General features: G+C 68.8%; 16 protein-coding genes and 1 tRNA gene. 6 read left to right on the top strand and 11 right to left on the bottom strand.

What is annotated here, in order from left to right; genetic code table 11:
* Positions 1-10: 10 nt before the first annotated feature.
* The 4 genes from metW to ST3T6A_RS0116810 are packed head-to-tail and all read right to left on the bottom strand — an operon-like array spanning position 11 to position 2,586.
* A complete protein-coding gene (gene metW / locus ST3T6A_RS0116825; RefSeq protein WP_019834123.1) occupies positions 11-619 on the bottom strand; it encodes a methionine biosynthesis protein MetW in 609 nt (202 codons plus the stop codon).
* Positions 616-1,035, bottom strand: coding sequence for a GNAT family N-acetyltransferase (locus ST3T6A_RS0116820; protein WP_019834122.1), 420 nt, complete (start codon positions 1,033-1,035; stop codon positions 616-618). The genes metW and ST3T6A_RS0116820 overlap by 4 nt, the downstream gene beginning before the upstream one ends.
* Positions 1,032-2,147: a homoserine O-acetyltransferase MetX gene (gene metX / locus ST3T6A_RS0116815; RefSeq protein WP_019834121.1), complete on the bottom strand. Its 1,116-nt coding sequence runs from the start codon at positions 2,145-2,147 to the stop codon at positions 1,032-1,034. The genes ST3T6A_RS0116820 and metX overlap by 4 nt, the downstream gene beginning before the upstream one ends.
* A 40-nt stretch (positions 2,148-2,187) precedes the next feature.
* Positions 2,188-2,586 carry a hypothetical protein gene (locus ST3T6A_RS0116810; RefSeq protein WP_157602952.1) on the bottom strand — a complete coding sequence of 133 codons (399 nt, stop codon included), beginning with the start codon at positions 2,584-2,586 and terminating at the stop codon, positions 2,188-2,190.
* Positions 2,587-2,764: 178 nt separating this feature from the next.
* Here ST3T6A_RS0116810 and hisC point away from each other — a divergent pair, with 178 nt between their 5' ends.
* Both hisC and ST3T6A_RS0116800 read left to right on the top strand, forming a co-directional pair.
* On the top strand, positions 2,765-3,859 hold the full coding sequence (hisC, locus tag ST3T6A_RS0116805) for a histidinol-phosphate transaminase (protein ID WP_019834119.1): 1,095 nt from the start codon (positions 2,765-2,767) through the stop codon (positions 3,857-3,859).
* Positions 3,859-4,764, top strand: a complete 906-nt coding sequence (locus ST3T6A_RS0116800) for a prephenate/arogenate dehydrogenase family protein (RefSeq protein ID WP_019834118.1) — start codon at positions 3,859-3,861, stop codon at positions 4,762-4,764. The genes hisC and ST3T6A_RS0116800 overlap by 1 nt, the downstream gene beginning before the upstream one ends.
* Positions 4,765-4,767: 3 nt before the next feature.
* On the opposite strand, the gene ST3T6A_RS0116795 is transcribed toward ST3T6A_RS0116800, so the two are convergent.
* From ST3T6A_RS0116795 to ftsE, 4 genes are read right to left on the bottom strand one after another with little or no spacing between them, the layout of a single operon-like run.
* Positions 4,768-5,451, bottom strand: a complete 684-nt coding sequence (locus ST3T6A_RS0116795) for a lysophospholipid acyltransferase family protein (RefSeq protein WP_019834117.1) — start codon at positions 5,449-5,451, stop codon at positions 4,768-4,770.
* 12 nt (positions 5,452-5,463) lie between these two features.
* Positions 5,464-5,997: a YdcF family protein gene (locus ST3T6A_RS0116790; RefSeq protein ID WP_019834116.1), complete on the bottom strand. Its 534-nt coding sequence runs from the start codon at positions 5,995-5,997 to the stop codon at positions 5,464-5,466.
* Positions 5,994-6,884: a cell division protein FtsX gene (locus ST3T6A_RS0116785; protein WP_019834115.1), complete on the bottom strand. Its 891-nt coding sequence runs from the start codon at positions 6,882-6,884 to the stop codon at positions 5,994-5,996. Before ST3T6A_RS0116785 ends, ST3T6A_RS0116790 begins: the two co-directional genes overlap by 4 nt.
* Positions 6,881-7,603: a cell division ATP-binding protein FtsE gene (gene ftsE, locus ST3T6A_RS0116780; protein ID WP_019834114.1), complete on the bottom strand. Its 723-nt coding sequence runs from the start codon at positions 7,601-7,603 to the stop codon at positions 6,881-6,883. Before ftsE ends, ST3T6A_RS0116785 begins: the two co-directional genes overlap by 4 nt.
* A gap of 158 nt (positions 7,604-7,761) precedes the next feature.
* Here ftsE and ST3T6A_RS0116775 point away from each other — a divergent pair, with 158 nt between their 5' ends.
* Positions 7,762-8,517 carry an MJ0042-type zinc finger domain-containing protein gene (locus ST3T6A_RS0116775; protein ID WP_019834113.1) on the top strand — a complete coding sequence of 252 codons (756 nt, stop codon included), beginning with the start codon at positions 7,762-7,764 and terminating at the stop codon, positions 8,515-8,517.
* A gap of 96 nt (positions 8,518-8,613) precedes the next feature.
* Positions 8,614-8,700 (top strand) — tRNA-Leu (locus ST3T6A_RS0116770).
* 206 nt (positions 8,701-8,906) lie between these two features.
* Here ST3T6A_RS0116770 and ST3T6A_RS20970 read toward each other — a convergent pair.
* From ST3T6A_RS20970 to ST3T6A_RS0116755, 3 genes are all read right to left on the bottom strand, one after another.
* On the bottom strand, positions 8,907-10,319 hold the full coding sequence (locus tag ST3T6A_RS20970) for a class I SAM-dependent methyltransferase (RefSeq protein ID WP_026359813.1): 1,413 nt from the start codon (positions 10,317-10,319) through the stop codon (positions 8,907-8,909).
* Positions 10,320-10,642: 323 nt separating this feature from the next.
* Positions 10,643-11,677, bottom strand: a complete 1,035-nt coding sequence (locus tag ST3T6A_RS20475) for a glycosyltransferase family 2 protein (RefSeq protein ID WP_019834112.1) — start codon at positions 11,675-11,677, stop codon at positions 10,643-10,645.
* Positions 11,674-14,178 carry a DegT/DnrJ/EryC1/StrS family aminotransferase gene (locus ST3T6A_RS0116755; protein ID WP_026359812.1) on the bottom strand — a complete coding sequence of 835 codons (2,505 nt, stop codon included), beginning with the start codon at positions 14,176-14,178 and terminating at the stop codon, positions 11,674-11,676. The genes ST3T6A_RS20475 and ST3T6A_RS0116755 overlap by 4 nt, the downstream gene beginning before the upstream one ends.
* A 216-nt stretch (positions 14,179-14,394) precedes the next feature.
* On the opposite strand from ST3T6A_RS0116755, the gene ST3T6A_RS0116750 reads away from it, so the two are divergent.
* Together ST3T6A_RS0116750 and ST3T6A_RS0116745 are read left to right on the top strand one after the other, a co-directional pair.
* A complete protein-coding gene (locus tag ST3T6A_RS0116750; RefSeq protein ID WP_019834110.1) occupies positions 14,395-15,408 on the top strand; it encodes a D-cysteine desulfhydrase in 1,014 nt (337 codons plus the stop codon).
* Positions 15,405-16,091, top strand: a complete 687-nt coding sequence (locus ST3T6A_RS0116745; RefSeq protein WP_019834109.1) for an aspartate/glutamate racemase family protein — start codon at positions 15,405-15,407, stop codon at positions 16,089-16,091. The genes ST3T6A_RS0116750 and ST3T6A_RS0116745 overlap by 4 nt, the downstream gene beginning before the upstream one ends.
* Positions 16,092-16,115: the final 24 nt, after the last annotated feature.

The raw sequence follows: 16,115 nt of genomic DNA, 5'->3' as shown, positions 1-16,115 counted from the left end.
GGCGGGGAGCCTATCCCCGCCGGATCAGGAACACCGCGTGCTCGGCGCGAAAATTGGCCGCCGCCGCGCTGGTGAGCTTGTCGCCGTTCAGGAACCACGCCCCCTCGGTGACGATGTCGCGCTCCTTCAGGAAGGCGCGGAAATCGTCGATGGTTAGGTGGTGGATGTTGGGCGTCGCATACCACGCCACCGGCAGCGTCCGCGTCACCGGCATCCGCCCACCCCACATCAGCGACGCGCGCACCCGCCAATAGGCGAAGTTCGGGAAAGACACGAACGCCTTGCGCCCGATCCGCAGCAACTCGTCGAGCACCTTGTCGGGCGCGCGGGTCGTTTGGAGCGTCTGGCTCAGGATCGCATAGTCGAAGGCGTCGGAGGGATAGTCGGCGAGGTCGATGTCGGCGTCGCCCTGCACCACCGAGAGCCCGCGCCCGACCGCGCTCGCGACATTGACGGCGTCGATCTCGATCCCGCGCGCATCGACGGCCGCATGGTCACGCAGCGCCGCCATCAGCGCGCCGTCGCCACAGCCGATGTCGAGCGCGCGACTGCCCGCCGTGACATTGTCCGCGATGATCCGCAGGTCCGGGCGCAGGCCGAGGAGAGCGCTGGTGTTCATCGGCGATAGATATCCGGGACGGTGATTTCGAGCAGCCGCTCGGGGTGCGCGACCGGCTGCCAGCCGAGCGCCTCATAGACGCCATGCGCGTCGAGCGTGGCGAGGAACCAGCGGCGCAGGCCCTGCAACTCATGATGCTCCATCAGCGCGCGTACCATCGCGCGGCCGATACCTTGCCCTTGCGCCTCCTCCAGCACGAACACGTCGGCGAGATAGGCAAAGGTCGCGCGGTCGGACACAACGCGGGCGAAGCCGATCTGCCGCCCCGCGCGATAGGCGCCGACGCAGAGCGACCCTGCGATGGCGCGCGCCACCGTCTCGCGCGGGATGCCGGGCGACCAGTAGCTCGTCGTCAGGAAGCCGTGGATCGTGTCGAGATCCAGCGCGCGCGGATCGAAGGAGAGGGTCCAGCTCATAGCCCGCCCGCCTTGAGGAAACCGTCTACCACCCGGAACAACTCGGGCACTTCAAGCAGGAAGGCGTCATGGCCGAAGGGGGAGGACAGCTCGACGAAGCTCGCCGCAGCACCCGCCGCGTTCAGCGCGTGGACCACGCTGCGCGATTCGCGGGTGGGGTAGAGCCAGTCGGTGTCGAAGGAGACGAGGCAGAAGCGCGTCTTCGATCCCCGGAAGGCATCGGCAAGGCGGCCGCCATGCTCCTCGGCGAGGTCGAAATAGTCCATCGCGCGGGTGATGTAGAGATAGGAGTTCGCGTCGAAGCGATCGGTGAAGCTGATCCCCTGATGGCGCAGATAGCTCTCGACCTGGAAGTCGGCATCGAACCCGAAACCCTTGGCGTCACGGGCCTGCAATCGCCGCCCGAATTTCTCGGTGAGGCCGGCTTCGGAAAGATAGGTGATGTGCGCCGCCATCCGCGCCACCGAGAGGCCGGCGGCGGGCGGGTCGTTCGCCTCGTAATAATCGCCGCCGCGCCATTTCGGATCGGCCATGATCGCCTGGCGGCCTACCTCGTGGAAGGCGATGTTCTGCGCCGAATGGCGCGCGGCCGATGCGATGATGACGGCGGACTTCACGCGATCGGGATAGGTCGCGGCCCATTCGAGCACCTGCATCCCGCCCATCGATCCGCCGACGGTGGTCAACGCGCGGACGCCGAGATGGTCCATCAGCATCGCCTGTGCACGCACCATGTCGCGGATGGTGATGACCGGGAAACGCATCGCATAAGGCGTGTCGTCGGCAGCGCAGGTCGCCGGACCGGACGAGCCCATGCACGAGCCCAGCACGTTCGAGCAGATGATGAAGTGGCGCTTGGGATCGATCGGCTTGCCTTCGCCCACCATGCGCGTCCACCAGCCGGGCTTGCCGGTGCGGGGGTGGGCGCTGGCGACATGATGGTCGCCGGTCAGCGCGTGGCAGATCAGGATGGCGTTGCTGCCGTCCGCGTTCAGCCGGCCATAGGTCTCGTAGGCGATGGTGACGGGGGACAGGCTTTGCCCGCCGTCGAGCGCCAGCGGCCCGGGCAGGGTGACGCTGCGCGCGGGTCCGAAACGCTCGTCATGCTCCATGGCGACCGCGCTAGGGGCGGCCGGGAAGGCTTGTCAATCTTCAGCGCAGCGTGAGGACGCGAAGCCAGGATTCCATCTGCACGCCGAGCAGTGGCGGATTGTGCAGGGAGGAGCGGGAGAGATCGATGTAGCGCGCGTCCGCCGTGCCGCTCGCCAGCCCGAGCATCGCTGCCGCGGCGAGCAGCATCACGACTTCGCCCGAACCGATCGAGCGCACCACCATGGCGATCAGGAAGAGGCCGGCTCCCAGGGCGAAGAGCGCGCAGCCCCATGCGACGAGCGTCTCCGGCAGGCCGGCCCGGTCGGCGCAGTAGAGGAGCGGCAGCGCCAGCGCGAGCATCCAGACGGGATCGCGGCGGAAGGCGGCCTGCGCGATCAGGGCCGCGAACGCGCCCGCGAAGAGAAGATGGATCGTCACCATCGGTACACCGAGCAACATGGAAGCCCTTGCGCTACATCAGGTTCGGCGCCTCGCTACCGCAGATCGGGGGCGCTGTGCGTGGACCAAAGTCGATACATCGTCCCATATCGAGATGGTTTGATCCGATTTGGAGCAGTTCCTCAAAAATCCCGGTCGGCCGTTTGCAGCGCGCCGCTTCGCCGCTACACCGCACCCCATGACGACGCTCAAGCCGAAACCCTGGATCGACGCGATCGCGCCTTATGTGCCCGGCCGCTCCACCACCGACAGCGGCGTGAAGGCCGCCAAGCTCTCGTCCAACGAGAATCCGCTCGGCACCGCGCCCAGCGTCCGCGAGGCCTTCGCCAGCGCGGCGGCGACGCTGAACATCTATCCCGATGCCGGCGCGACCGCGCTGCGCGAGGCGATCGGCGCGCATTATGGCGTCGATCCGGCGCGGGTGATCCATGGCACGGGTTCGGACGAGGTGCTCCATCTCGCCTGCGGCGCCTTTGCGGGGCCGGGCGACGAGGTGCTCTATGTCCGCTACGGCTTCTCGGTCTATCCGATCGCGGCGCGGCGCGTGGGCGCGACCCCGGTCGAGGCGCCCGACGTCGATTACGCGACCGACGTGGATTCGCTGCTCGCGGCCGTGACCGAGAAGACGCGCGTCGTCTTCATCGCCAATCCGAACAACCCGACCGGCACCTATCTGCCCAAGAGCGAGCTGCTGCGCCTCCACGCGGGGCTCCCCAAGGACTGCTTGTTCGTGGTCGATCAGGCCTACACCGAATATCTTTCGCCCGAGGACGACGACGGCGCCTTCGAGCTCGCGACCAACGAGCCGAATGTCCTCGTCACGCGCACCTTCTCAAAGATCTTCGGCCTCGCTGCCGAGCGCATTGGCTGGGGCTATGGCCCGGCCGAGGTCATTCAGGCGATGCACAAGATCCGCGCGCCCTTCAACGTCTCGACCGCCGGCCAGCAGGCCGCGATTCAGAGCCTGAAGGCGATGGATTTCGTCGAGGCGAGCCGCGTCCACAACGAGACATGGCGCGGCTGGCTGGTCGAGCAGATCGGGAGCCTCGGCAATGCGGGCCTGCGCGCCGTGCCGTCCAAGGCGAACTTCGTCCTCGTGCTGTTCGAGGGCAAGATGAGTGCCGAGGAGGCCTATACCGGCCTCATGGAGCGCGGCTATATCGTGCGCTGGCTGCCGGGGCAGGGGCTGCGCCATGGCCTGCGTATCTCGATCGGGACCGAGGAGCAGACGCAGGGCATGATGGCCGCGCTGCGAGAGATCGTCGCGGGCTGATGCTGCCTTTCTCGCGTGTCTCGGTGATCGGGCTGGGGCTGATCGGCTCCTCGATCGTGCGCGCTGTGCGCGACACAATGCCGACCGTCCGCCTCACCGGCCATGACGCCGATCCGGCGGTGCGCGCGCGTGTCGTCGCGCTGGGGCTGGTCGACGACGTGGCCGACACGGCGGGGGCTGCGGTGACGGATGCCGATCTCGTCATCCTCTGCGTGCCGCCGCGCTCGATCGGCGCGGTCGGGCGCGAGATCGCCGCCGACGTGCCGGCCGACGCGGTGGTGTCGGATGTGGGCTCGTCCAAGGAAGCGGTGCTGGCCGAGCTGCTGGCGGCGCTGCCGGGCCGTCAGGTGATCCCTGCGCACCCCGTCGCGGGCACCGAGCATAGCGGCCCGGACGCGGGCTTCGCCTCGCTGTTCCGCGGGCGCTGGTGCATCGTCACCCCGCCCGAGGGCGCGGACGAGGCGGCGGTCGCCCGCGTGGTCGAGTTCTGGCACCGGCTCGGCTCCGAGGTCGAGACGATGGACGCCGCGCACCATGACCGCGTGCTCGCCATCACCAGCCACCTGCCGCACCTGATCGCCTACACGATCGTCGGCACCGCCTCCGACATGGAGGAGGTGACGTCGAGTGAGGTGATCAAGTTCTCGGCCGGCGGCTTCCGCGACTTCACCCGTATCGCGGCGTCCGACCCGACGATGTGGCGCGACGTGTTCCTGTCGAACAAGGAAGCGGTGCTGGAGATGCTCCAGCGCTTCACCGAGGATCTGACGATGCTCCAACGCGCGATCCGCTGGGGGGATGGCGACCAGCTGTTCGACCTGTTCACCCGCACCCGCGCGGTGCGCCGCTCGATCGTCGAGCAGGGGCAGGACGATCCCGCGCCCGACTTCGGGCGCAAGCACTAAGCCTCAGTCGTTCAGCGCGTTGATCGCGCTGTGGACTTCGGCTTCGATCTCCTTGCGCGGCATACCGGCAGGGATGACCTCGCCGAAGCGGATGCGGACGGTGCCGGGGCGCTTGAGGAAGCCGCGCGGCCACGCCAGCCCGGCGTCGGTCGCGACCGGCACCACCGGCAGCCCGAGCCGCCCGTAAAGCCCCGCAAAGCCCGCCTGGAGCTTCGGGCGCTGCCCGCGCGGCACGCGGGTGCCCTCGGGGAAGATCAGCACGGGGCGATTCTGCGCCTTGGCCTCGTCGGCGGCGGTGAGCATGGCGCGCAGCGCTGCCGATGAGGCCGAGCGGTCGACGGGGATGACGCCGTGCCGGCGCGTCAGCTTGCCGAACAGCGGCACGTCGGCGATCTCGCGCTTGAGCACGATCACCGGGTCCTCGATCAGCGCGAGGAGGAGCAGAGTCTCGTAGGCTGACTCATGCTTGGCTGCGTAGAGCACCGGTCCTTCGGGCATCGTCCCTTCGAGCTTCAGCCGTACGCCCAGCACAGTTCGCGCATAGGCGGCGAGGATGCGCGCCCATGCCCGCGCATACAGCGCCAGCGCCCGCCGGCTCGCCAGCGCGACCGGAATGCCGACCAGCACCATCACGGCGGTCGTCACATAGGACAGGAGATAGAACAGTACCGAGCGGATCGCGGTCATAGGTCTCGAGCGTCAGTAGCCGAAGGGAGCTGCGAGGCGGCGTAGGATATATTTGTGATACTCGGTGAACAGCGTGGCGAAACCGGGCTCGCTGCGCACCGGGTCTGGAAGGATGCTGATGTGATCCTTCCCGAGTTCGCGTGCAAGGTCCGCGTGGGCGCGCGGCATGTGCCAGTCGGTGGTGATGAGCCGGACGCTGGCATAATGATGCTCGCGCAGCCACTTCGCCGTCTCGACCGCATTGGAGCGGGTGTCCACCGATTCCCGGCCGAGATCGACGCAGCAGTCGAACAGCGCCTCCGGCATGTGGGTGCGCAGGGCCAGCTCCTTCTTGCGCACCGTGCGCTGGGTGCCCGACACGAACAGCCGCTGCGCCTTGTGCTGCGCGAGAAGCGCGATGCCCCGTTCCAGCCGGCCCTTGCCGCCGGTCAGCACGACGATGGCATCGGTCTGGCGGCCGTCGGCCGGGCGGGGAAGGGTGAGCGCGAACAGCGCGAAGCCGAGCGCCCACAGCATCACGAGGAAAGAGAAGATGCGCAGGATCACAGCGTCCGCCCCAGAGCGCGCTGCACGGTGATGCGCGCCACGGTCAACGCCAGAATGCCGGCGAAGAGCGGCAGCGCGAGCAACACGATCCACGCCGTCCACGGAAGGGCGATAGAACCGACCAGCCCCGAGCCGATTTCGCTGAGCTTCCGCCCGAGCAGCAGGATCACGCCGACCGCGCCGACGAGGCCCAGCACCCCGCCGAACAGGGCATCGAGCGCGATGCGGCGCTGGAAGAGGCGAGCGATCTGTACGTCGGTCGCGCCCATCAGATGCATCACGTCGATCGTCTGGCGGTGCGTGTTGAGCGCGGTGCGCGCGGCGAGCACCACGGCGGCGGCGGTCGCCCCCACCATCAGCGCGACGATGCCGCCGGCGAGCAGCCCGAGCGCCCGGATCAGGGACACCAGAGGCGCCAGCCAGCTCGCATGATCGTCGAGCCGCGCATGGGGTGCGGCGGCGCGGACGGCATTCGTGATCGCCTCCAGCCGGTCGCGTCCCGCCCGCGACAGCGAGACGTCGATCATCGCGGGCAGAGGCAGGTCGCGCTCCAGCCCCGCATCGCCGAGCCAGGGACGGAGCAGCGCCTGCATCTCGTCGTTGCCGATGCGGCGCACGCCGGTGACGCCCTGCTGCCGGGCGAGGAGGCGCTGGGCGGCATCCGCCTCCTGATCGCGCTTCGCCGGGTCGGCGAGGACGATCTGCACCGTCACCTGACGGCCGAGATCGGCGCCCAGCCCGGACGCCGCCGATTCCATCGCGAGGCCGCCCGCCGCGGCCAGCGCGGTCAGGAACATCATGATCGCGATCACCCACGGCATCGGCCCGGCGAGCCGCCCCTCGGGCAGAAGGCGGCGATCGGCCTTGGAGGCGCCGAACATCATCATGGCCGCGCCTCCTGTCCGAAATCGGGGCGCGGAGGATAGCGCAAGGCGCCGGTCGGGTCCTGCAACTGGCCGCGATCGAGCCGCATCACATTGGCGCTCGGCACGCGGCTCAGCAGATGGATGTCGTGGGTGGCGACGATGATCGTCGTGCCGAGCGTGTTGAGCGCATCGAACAGATGGAGCAGGCGCGCCGCCATCTCGGGATCGACGTTGCCGGTGGGCTCGTCGGCGACCAGCATCTCCGGCCGGCCGATCACCGCGCGCGCGATCGCGACGCGCTGCTGCTCGCCGCCCGAGAGCGTCGGCGGACGGGCCGACGCGCGGTCGGCGAGGCCCACCCACGCCAGCATCTCGCGCACCGGCGTCACGAGGTCGCGCTCGTCGACGCCCGCGATGCGGAGCGGCAGCGCGATGTTGTCGAAGGCGGAGAGGTGCGGGATCAGGCGGAAATCCTGGAACACCATGCCGATGCGGCGGCGGAAGCCCGGCAGGCGCGTGCGACGGAGCTGCACCACATCCTCGCCGAACAGCCGGATGCTGCCCCGTGACGGCCGCTGCGCCAGATAGAGCATCTTGAGCAGCGAGGTCTTGCCCGCGCCGGATGGGCCGGTGAGGAAATAGAACCCGCCCTGCGCGAGGCTGAAGCTCAGGTCCGACAGCGTCTCGGCGCCGGTGCCGTATCGCAGACCGACATTCTCGAACTGCACGATGCCGGCCATTCGTTCGCCTTCACGCCTTTCACCGGTGAGCACTCGGGCCGCTTTCGCACAAGGCCGATGGCCGGAGCAAGCGCGGGGGTGCTTGCCAGTTGGCGGCCTTGCGTCCTAGACCGGTGCGATCCTCTGATACGGCGTGAGAAAGGCCGGACGACAAAGGCATGATCTTGACCTGCCCGGCGTGCGGCACCCGCTATCTGGTGCCCGACAGCGCGGTCGGCGTGAACGGGCGCCAGGTGCGCTGCGCTTCGTGTCGTCACAGCTGGTTCCAGGAACCGACGCCCATCGAGGCCGCGCCGCCTCCGCCGCCCCGGGCATCGGAACCGGTGCAGGGCGAGATTCCGATGCCCCCGCCCGAGCCGGCGCGCGCCATGACCGCGCCGCCGACGGGGATCGAGACGGCGCCTCCACCGCCCGAGGCGTTCGCCCATGTCCGCCAGCCGGCGGACGAGATGGCCGATCCCTATGCGCCCGAGCCGCCCTTCCGCCCGCGCCGCAATCCGGCGCGCCGGATGACCATCCTCGCCGTGGCGATCGCGGTGGTGCTGGTTGCGGCCGCCGTGGCGGTGGCCTGGGCCGGCCCGCGCCTGTTCGCCGGCCTGACGGGCAAGGCAGCGGAAAGCCCGCTGATGCTTCAGGTGGTGCGCAAGCCCGAGCGGCGGACGCTGGCGACCGGCAACGAGCTGTTCGCCGTGTCAGGCCGGATCGTGAACCCCACCGACGTGCGACAGCCGGTGCCCGACATCCGGGCCGAACTCCGCGACGGGCAGGGGCGCGTCGTCTACGGCTGGACGATCAACGCACCGGTGCGCGCGCTCGCCCCCAAGGGCTCGGCCGACTTCGACAGCGCCGAGGTGGACGTGCCGCGCGGATCGAAGGCGTTGAACCTCAGCTTCGCGGGCACGAGCGACCACTGAAAAAAAGCGCAACAAAGTGCATTGCGTGGTCCGAAAGCCCCTGCTAGAGGCACCCGCCTACCGGCCGCCGGGTCCTTCTGGCGGGCAAGACGACGTGCGGTCGTGGCGGAATTGGTAGACGCGCAGCGTTGAGGTCGCTGTGGCCGAAAGGCCGTGGAAGTTCGAGTCTTCTCGACCGCACCATCTTACAGACAGAGCTGGATCAATCCCCCCATCGGGGCACTTCGTTCCTTCAATGGAACGGGCGTTTGGATCGCTCCCGCCCACCCGGATTTTTCTGCGCACGGTGCGGAGGATCGCGAATCGCGGCTCCGCTCCCACCATCTTCAAACCGCAGGGAGCGGACCAGGCGCCTTCCTCGGGCAGAAGGCGCTTGGCAGCGTCCCTGCTCAGGCGGCCGTCCGCTCCGGCCTCTTATAGTCCAGAAGGACGCCGTTGAAGGCGAGCTTCGGGCCGGTCGTCACATTCCCGTTGAACACGCGGAACTCGTGGATGCCACCGGCCTCGTCATTGCTGAATTCGAGGCTCACCTTGCCCTGTTGCAAGGCTTGCCTGAGTCCGTCACCGCGCAGCTCGCGGAAGGCGACGCGTTCGCCTGACCGGGCCACGTCGAGCACGAGGTGGAAATCGCCGATGCCTTCCTCGGTGATGTCGCCGTCGAAGTGAAATTCGGCGACATAGTCGGACGGGCGCAGACCGACATAGGGGCCCCAGAACAAGCAGCGATTCTTGTCCGACAGGTCGAGATCGACCGACCAGGGAGTCGCCCTGTCGAGCGATGTGCGAAACTCATGCACCGGATAGGCCCGCACCGAGCCGTCGTCCGGATGCCAATAGGGCGGGCGGATCTTCTCGATCACCAGCTCGATCTCGTAGCAGCCCGACGATCCCTCGCTCGGCGCGGGCCAATAGTCGAAATCCTTGTCATTCTCCACCAGATGGCGGACGCGATAGGAGTTCTCCTCGAACGCCTCCTCGATTTCGGCCAGCAAGCCCTTGGAGGTGTAGTATCGCTTGTGGTCCGGATTGAAATAGGACGGCAGGTGCCGCTTCCTCTCGAAGAGGAACTGGTGCGGCACGACGATGACGAGGTGGCCACCATAGCGCAGCAGGCGATACCAGTCGCGCAGCACTTCCTTCCACGGGCCGATATGCTCGAAACAATGGCTGCTGTAGATGCCGTCGAAGCTCTCGTCGGCGAAGGGGAAGCTCGATCCGTCATAGCCCGGATAATCGACGTCCACGCCGATCGCCTGCGGCACGATGGGCACCGTGCCGCCGTCATAGCCCTTGTAGCCGACCTCCATGATCCGCGGGCCGGAGAGGTAACGGTCGAAGAAGCCGCTCGCTATCTTGTCCCCATAGGTCTTGCTGCTCTCGAAGCCGACCGTGCGATCCGGCGTCAGGGTCTCCAGTGTCTCGAAGGCATGGTCGATCTCGACCCCCTCGATTTCGAGCGACACGCCCAGCCGGCAGAAGAGGCGAACCTCGAATCCGGTGACGGCGGGGATGTCGACGGACATCTCGATCGTCTTCCTGCTCCAGTTGAGCAGGTGGAAGGCTTCGGACGCGAGCGTCCGCTTGCCGTCGGCTGTGGTCAGATCCATCCGCACCCGGCCATGACTCGGCCCGCGCAGCAGCACGCGCACGGTGCAGCGCCCTGCGGGAAGATCGAGATAGGGTCCGTGCAGTGCGCATCCGCGATGCGCCCGGACGCGAATGACGTCCCCGATTTTCTCGCCGACGACCGTGCGAAGGGCGGCATTGCGGGCCGGGAAACGCCAATTGATCTCGCTCTTCACAATTCTACTCCCTGCGGATGGACGAAACGAGACCATCTTCGACTGGATAAGAGGATTATTCTGTCAGGTTTGATTTATTGCGAGCAGTATCAGAACTATTGTATCGCATTTCGATGGTGATAGTTGGGAATGATGGCGATGAAATAGGGCATTCATCGCTATATCAGCATATTCGCATGGTCAATGTGAAGGCGGCCGATGAATTGGCGGCGATTTCGGGCGTAAATGCGGTTCGATCGGCCCCAATCCCGAAAGACAAGCCCTCCACGGTGGTCATCCAAGCGCCCGGCGATTGCCGTCCGACGTGTTTTTCGCATGCCCGCTCAGGGGCGTCGGCGGAGCATCCGGGCCGCGCCGATCGCCGCATCTCCGATCGAGCGTCCGCGCGCGTCGCGCACTCGCGCGAAGCCTGGTTGCGCACGCAGCAGTGCCGGCAAGCCGTAACTGCCCGCGCGCAGGCCGGTCCGTGCCATCCGCCACCAGAGCCGCGAGGCGCTTTCCAGGGCTTCCTCGGCCGGCAGCGCGTCCTGCGTCGCGAGCAGATGCTCCATCACCGCGCCGCAACGCCGGAGCACCAGCGCGTCGGGCGGGGCGTGGCGCGCGCTGGCGTAGCGGCTCATCAGCAGCGCGGCGTCGAGCGCGCCATCCCCGAACAGCGCCTGATAGCGTTCGAGCAGCACCCGTGCGGCCGAGGCGATCATCCCTTCCTCATGGCGCTGCGACGCGCCGCCGGGGTGGAGGCGATAGCGGACCAGCGGCTCGGCGATGCGCCCGATGCGGCCCTGCGCGCGGATGCGGCGATAGAGATCGAAATCCTCGGCGAAGCGATAGTCGTCGCGCTCGAACGGATCGAGCGCCCGCGCCGCCTCGCCCCGCATCATCACGGTCGACCAGGCGATGGGATTGAGCATCGTCATCATCCAGTCGATCCGCGCGGGCTCGACGAGATCGGGGAAGGGGCCGGAACGCACGCGCTCGCCGTCGAACGGCTCGATCGCGGAGCCGACCAGAACGATATCGGGATGCGCCGCCAGATAGGCGAGCTGCACCGCGAAGCGATCGGGGCGGCAGAGATCGTCCTGATCGAGCCCGGCGATGAAGCGTCCGCGCGCATGGCCCATGGCGATGGTCCGCGCGACGGCGGGGCCGCCATTCTCCTCGGCCTGGAAGACGCGCAGGCGCGGATCGCCGATCGCCGCCAGCACCACCAGCGTGTCGTCCTTCGAGCGGTCGTCGACGACGACGATCTCGAAGTCCGTCATGGTTTGGGCGAAGAGGCTGTCGATCGTCTCGCGAATGAACGCCGCGCCGTTATAGGCGGCCATGACGACGCTGACCGCCGGATGTTCGAGACTCATCCCAGGGCACGCTCCGCGGCATAGGCCGGACAAGACGACAGGATCTGGTCGACGATAAGCTGGCCGACGTCATTCTGCCACAGCCACAGCCCGTTGGCCTGCCCCCGGAAGCTCGCCTCGCCGCCGAGCTTGCCGCGCGGCACGAAGCCCGCTGCGAGGCCAATGCCGTAGACGCCGGGCACGGGCATCGCGTCGGTATCCACCACGCGGCAGAGATCGTCGACCATCGGCCCGCGCACCGGCCCTTCGCAGCGCAGGCGGATCGCGCGGCCGCGCGCGTCGATCAGCGGCAGCGCGTGCGGCTGGTAGCCGAGCGCGGCCACCACCAGATCGGCTTCGTCGAGAATGCCGGCGGCGGCCGCGTCATCCTCGCCCGCGAGCTGGTGGAGACGCAGGCGCGGATCGCCGATGCGCCCGCCGATGCCGAGGGCATGGATCACCGCCTCTCGCGCCTCCAGCCGGAAGCCGCCGAGGCGATAGACGAAGCCCGAGATCGGGCAGATGTCGTCCGGGCCGAAATCGCTGTAGCCGTCCGCCCGCGCGGATTCGGCGGACGGATAGAAGGGGCGCAGCGGCCGGCGGTGCAGCAGCGTCACCGATTGCGGGCCCAGCGACAGCGCGGGGTTCGCCTTCAGCAGGCGGACGGCGGCCGTCACCGCGCTGGTCGATCCGCCGACGATGGCGATGCGCACCGGGCGATCCTGCGGCAGACGCTCACGGATGGCTTCGAGGCCGCCCTCGGCGAGCAGCGTGCCGGACTGGATCAGCCGGTCGCCGCAGCGCTCGACCAGCGAGGCGCCGGCGACCTTCTGCTCGACCAGCCGGATCGGCGGCTGATGCCCGCCGGTCGCGACGATGAGGCTGCGCGAGAGCAGCTCGATCGATCCGCCGTCGGCGACGCGGCGCGCGCGGGTGCGCCACAGGCCGTCGGCCGTCTGTTGCGCCGAGACGACTTCGTGGCCGGTGAGGATGTCGCCCCCGAGCGCGGCGAGCCGCTGCGCGAGCACCGTGCCGAGCCGGTCGAGATAGGCGCCGACCTTGGGCAACGGCACGCCGAGCGCGCCCTTATGCTCGGCAATGGCGCGGCCGACCGCCTCCTCCGCGATGCCGAGGCCGACGGGCAGTGCATTGTCGGCGGTGAGGAAGGTCTCGGCCGTGCTGTCCGAGGTGATGGCGTAGCGGCCGAGTTCGCCCGCGCCGATCGCCGTGCCCCGGTCGAGGATGGCGATGCCGGCCCGCGCCAGCGCGTCGAGCCGCCCCGCCTTGCCCGCCGCGCAGAGCAAAGCCGTGCCGCCCGGCCCGCCGCCGACCACCACAGCGCCGAGCACGCGGTCGCGCGGCGTCGCGGCGACGGTGGTGGGCAGTGTGCGGGGCAGCGTGTCGCAGATCGCGATCAGCGCGTCCGACACGCGATCGACGTCCGCCATCGTCATATTGTCGGTGACGGGGAGGACGAGCATCCGCGCCGCGATATCGTCGGTGACGGGCAGCGCGTCGAGCACGCAGGCCTCGCGGAAATAAGGCTGCTCGCCCAGATGCGGGCTGAAATAGGTGCCGGCGCCGATGCCCTGCTCGGCCAGCATGGCGATGATGCGGGCGCGGTGCGGCGCAAGCGCACGGGGCAGCAGCACCGCCATGAACTGCATCGCCTGCGCATGGCCCCGCGGCTTCTGGAGCGAGAAGGCGACGAGGCGTTCGCGATAACGCTCGGCCAGCGCCTCGCGGTGGGCGGCGATGCGGCCGATCTCGCCGAGCTTGGCCTCGGCGATCAGCGCGGAGACTTCGGCGAGCTTGGCGTTGATCCCCGGCAGCGTGGCGGCGCGGCCTGCCTCGAAGCCGAAATTGGCCATGGCGCGCAGCTTCTCGATGGTGGCAGGGTCCGAACAATGGATGAGGCCGCCCTCGGAGGTCGAGAAGGTCTTGGTCGCGTGCATCGAATAGACGACCGGGAAGGGGCAGTCGGTGCCGAAGCCGCGCCCCTCCGCGTCGAGCGAGCCGAGCGAGGCGGCGGCATCCACCACGATGGCGACGTCATGCCGGCGCGACAGCCATGCATAGCGTTCGAGGTCGATCGAGTTGCCGAACGTGGCATAGGGCATGATCGCCGAGATGCGGCGGCCATGCTCGGCGAGCAGCCGCTCCTCGGCGCGCGGGCAGAGCGCCCAGTCGTCCGGGTCGCAATCGGCGAGCAGGGGGGTGAGCCCGGCCCAGATCGCGGCATGGCCCGTAGCGGCGAAGGTGAAGGCGGGGACGAGCGCGAGTTGGCGATCCTCCTCCTGCCCGATCCGCGCGAGACGCAGCGCCAGCATCAGCCCCAGCGTGGCGTTGGCGACCGCGAGGCAGGCGCCGCGTCCGCCGAACAGCACCTCGGTCGCCTCGCGCTCGAAGCGGCGCGCGACAGGGCCGTTGTTGCTGAAGGTGCCCGAGGCCTCGATCGCCTCCAGCCCGGCGGTGAGCTGGCTGAGCTTCGGAGGGTTGGGCCGGATCAGGGGCAGGTCCATGGCGTCAGTCCGCAAGAATAGGATGATGGAATCGGCGTAACCGGGCATCCGCCAGCCGACATCATCGGTATCATCTTCGTAAGCCTCCTAAGGAAGCGTGTATGCTGTCCCGTTTCGGGGGGGTAAAATCACCCCCGTAAAAGGATAGGGCGGGCTTGCCGATCGCGGACATGCGCGTCATGCCGTTGCAAAACCCGGTTTCTCTCGGAGCATCGCATGAGCATCGCCCGCTTTCCCCGCCGCCGTTACACAGCCGGAATGACTGCGATCGAACGACTGGACCGGCTGAGCGAAGCGCTCGGCGGGCCGACGATCTGGATCAAGCGCGACGACCAGCTCGGCCTGTCGGCGGGCGGCAACAAGACGCGCAAGCTGGAGTTCCTCGTCGCGGACGCGCTGGCGCAGGGCGCCGACACGCTGGTCACCACCGGCGCGCCGCAATCGAATCACTGCCGGCTGACCGCGGCTGCCGCAGTGAAGGAGGGGCTGAAATGCCGCCTGCTGATCGAGGAGCGCATCCCCGGCAGCTTCGCTCAGGACGCGACCGGCAATCATTTCCTGTTCGATCTGCTCGGCGTGGAATCGATCGAGGTGGTGCCCGCCGGCACCGATCTCGCTGCCGGCATGGCGCGGATCGCGGAAGGGCTGAAGGCGGAGGGCCGCAAGCCTTATGTCATCCCCGGCGGCGGCTCCAATCCGCTGGGCGCGCTCGGCTATGTGGCCTGCGCGGGTGAGATTGTGGCGCAGTCGGCGGACATGGGCGTGGCGTTCGACGCGGTGGTGTGCGCCAGCGGCAGCGCGGGGACTCATGCCGGCCTGCTCGTCGGGCTGGAGGCGGCGCGCTCGCAAATGCCGCTGACCGGCGTCAGCGTCCGCCGCGCCGTGCCCGAGCAGACCGCGCTGGTCGAAGGTCTGGCGGTGCGGACGGCCGAGCTGCTTGGCCATGATTCCTCGGTGGTCGCCGGCACCGTCCGCGTCGACGATCGCTGGGTGGGCGAGGGCTATGCCATCCCCACCGACACGATGGTCGAGGCGGTCAGGATGCTGGCGGGCCTGGAGGGCGTGCTGCTCGATCCGGTCTATACGGGCAAGGCGATGGCCGGGTTGATCGGTCAGGTCCGCGAGGGCCGCTGGAAGAAAAGCGAGAATATCCTCTTCGTCCACACCGGCGGATCGCCCGCGCTCTATGCCTATCGCCCGACGCTGGCCAAGGGCGTGCCGCTCGCGTGAGCCGTGCGATCGGCATCCTCGGCGGCATGGGGCCGGCGGCGACCGTCGACCTGATGGCGCGGATCATCGCGGCGACGCCTGCGGGGGGCGATGCCGGCCATCTCCGCCTGCTGGTCGACAGCAATCCGGCGGTGCCGGACCGTAACCGCGCGATCGCGGGCGAGGGGCCGTCGCCGGGGCCTCCGCTCGCCGCCATGGCACGGGGGCTGGAGGCGCAGGGGGCGGACATGCTCGCCATCGCCTGCAACTCCGCCCACGCTTGGGCCGGGGAGATTCGCGCGGCGACCTCCATTCCGCTCGTCTCGATGATCGACGCGACGGCGGAGGCGATCGGGCGCGATCATCCGGGTCTGCGCAGGGTCGGCCTGCTGGCGGCGGACGCGTGCCTCGGTGCCGGGCTCTATCAGGAGCCGCTCGGCCGGGCCGGCTACGAGGTGCTGACCAGCGGGGACCAGCCCGGCTTCATGGCGCTGATCTACGGCGTCAAAGCCGGCGAGACGGGCACGGCCGCGCAGGCCGGGATGGCGGCGCAGGCGGAAGCGCTGGCGGCACGGGGGGCCGAGCTGATCGTCGCGGCCTGCACCGAGGTGCCGCTGCTGCTCCGGCCTGAGCAGAGTCCGGTCCCGCTCGTCGACAGCACGGCGGTATTGGTGGCGAAACTGGTTCATCTCGCCGCCGACTGATCCGCATCGGGGCTTTCGCATTCG

It is taken from the genome of Sphingomonas sp. PR090111-T3T-6A (assembly GCF_000383095.1).
Taxonomy (GTDB): domain Bacteria; phylum Pseudomonadota; class Alphaproteobacteria; order Sphingomonadales; family Sphingomonadaceae; genus Solisphingomonas.
The sequence above is the reverse complement of the archived record's forward strand: the minus strand, read 5'-3'. Positions and strand labels throughout refer to the sequence as shown.

What these genes read in the sequence shown, in the direction of transcription:
- metW (WP_019834123.1), bottom strand. Translation starts at nt 619, where the DNA reads ATGAACACCAGCGCTCTCCTCGGCCTGCGCCCGGACCTGCGGATCATC.
- ST3T6A_RS0116820 (WP_019834122.1), bottom strand. Translation starts at nt 1,035, where the DNA reads ATGAGCTGGACCCTCTCCTTCGATCCGCGCGCGCTGGATCTCGACACG.
- metX (WP_019834121.1), bottom strand. Translation starts at nt 2,147, where the DNA reads ATGGAGCATGACGAGCGTTTCGGACCCGCGCGCAGCGTCACCCTGCCC.
- ST3T6A_RS0116810 (WP_157602952.1), bottom strand. Translation starts at nt 2,586, where the DNA reads ATGTTGCTCGGTGTACCGATGGTGACGATCCATCTTCTCTTCGCGGGC.
- hisC (WP_019834119.1), top strand. Translation starts at nt 2,765, where the DNA reads ATGACGACGCTCAAGCCGAAACCCTGGATCGACGCGATCGCGCCTTAT.
- ST3T6A_RS0116800 (WP_019834118.1), top strand. Translation starts at nt 3,859, where the DNA reads ATGCTGCCTTTCTCGCGTGTCTCGGTGATCGGGCTGGGGCTGATCGGC.
- ST3T6A_RS0116795 (WP_019834117.1), bottom strand. Translation starts at nt 5,451, where the DNA reads ATGACCGCGATCCGCTCGGTACTGTTCTATCTCCTGTCCTATGTGACG.
- ST3T6A_RS0116785 (WP_019834115.1), bottom strand. Translation starts at nt 6,884, where the DNA reads ATGATGATGTTCGGCGCCTCCAAGGCCGATCGCCGCCTTCTGCCCGAG.
- ftsE (WP_019834114.1), bottom strand. Translation starts at nt 7,603, where the DNA reads ATGGCCGGCATCGTGCAGTTCGAGAATGTCGGTCTGCGATACGGCACC.
- ST3T6A_RS0116775 (WP_019834113.1), top strand. Translation starts at nt 7,762, where the DNA reads ATGATCTTGACCTGCCCGGCGTGCGGCACCCGCTATCTGGTGCCCGAC.
- ST3T6A_RS20475 (WP_019834112.1), bottom strand. Translation starts at nt 11,677, where the DNA reads ATGAGTCTCGAACATCCGGCGGTCAGCGTCGTCATGGCCGCCTATAAC.
- ST3T6A_RS0116755 (WP_026359812.1), bottom strand. Translation starts at nt 14,178, where the DNA reads ATGGACCTGCCCCTGATCCGGCCCAACCCTCCGAAGCTCAGCCAGCTC.
- ST3T6A_RS0116750 (WP_019834110.1), top strand. Translation starts at nt 14,395, where the DNA reads ATGAGCATCGCCCGCTTTCCCCGCCGCCGTTACACAGCCGGAATGACT.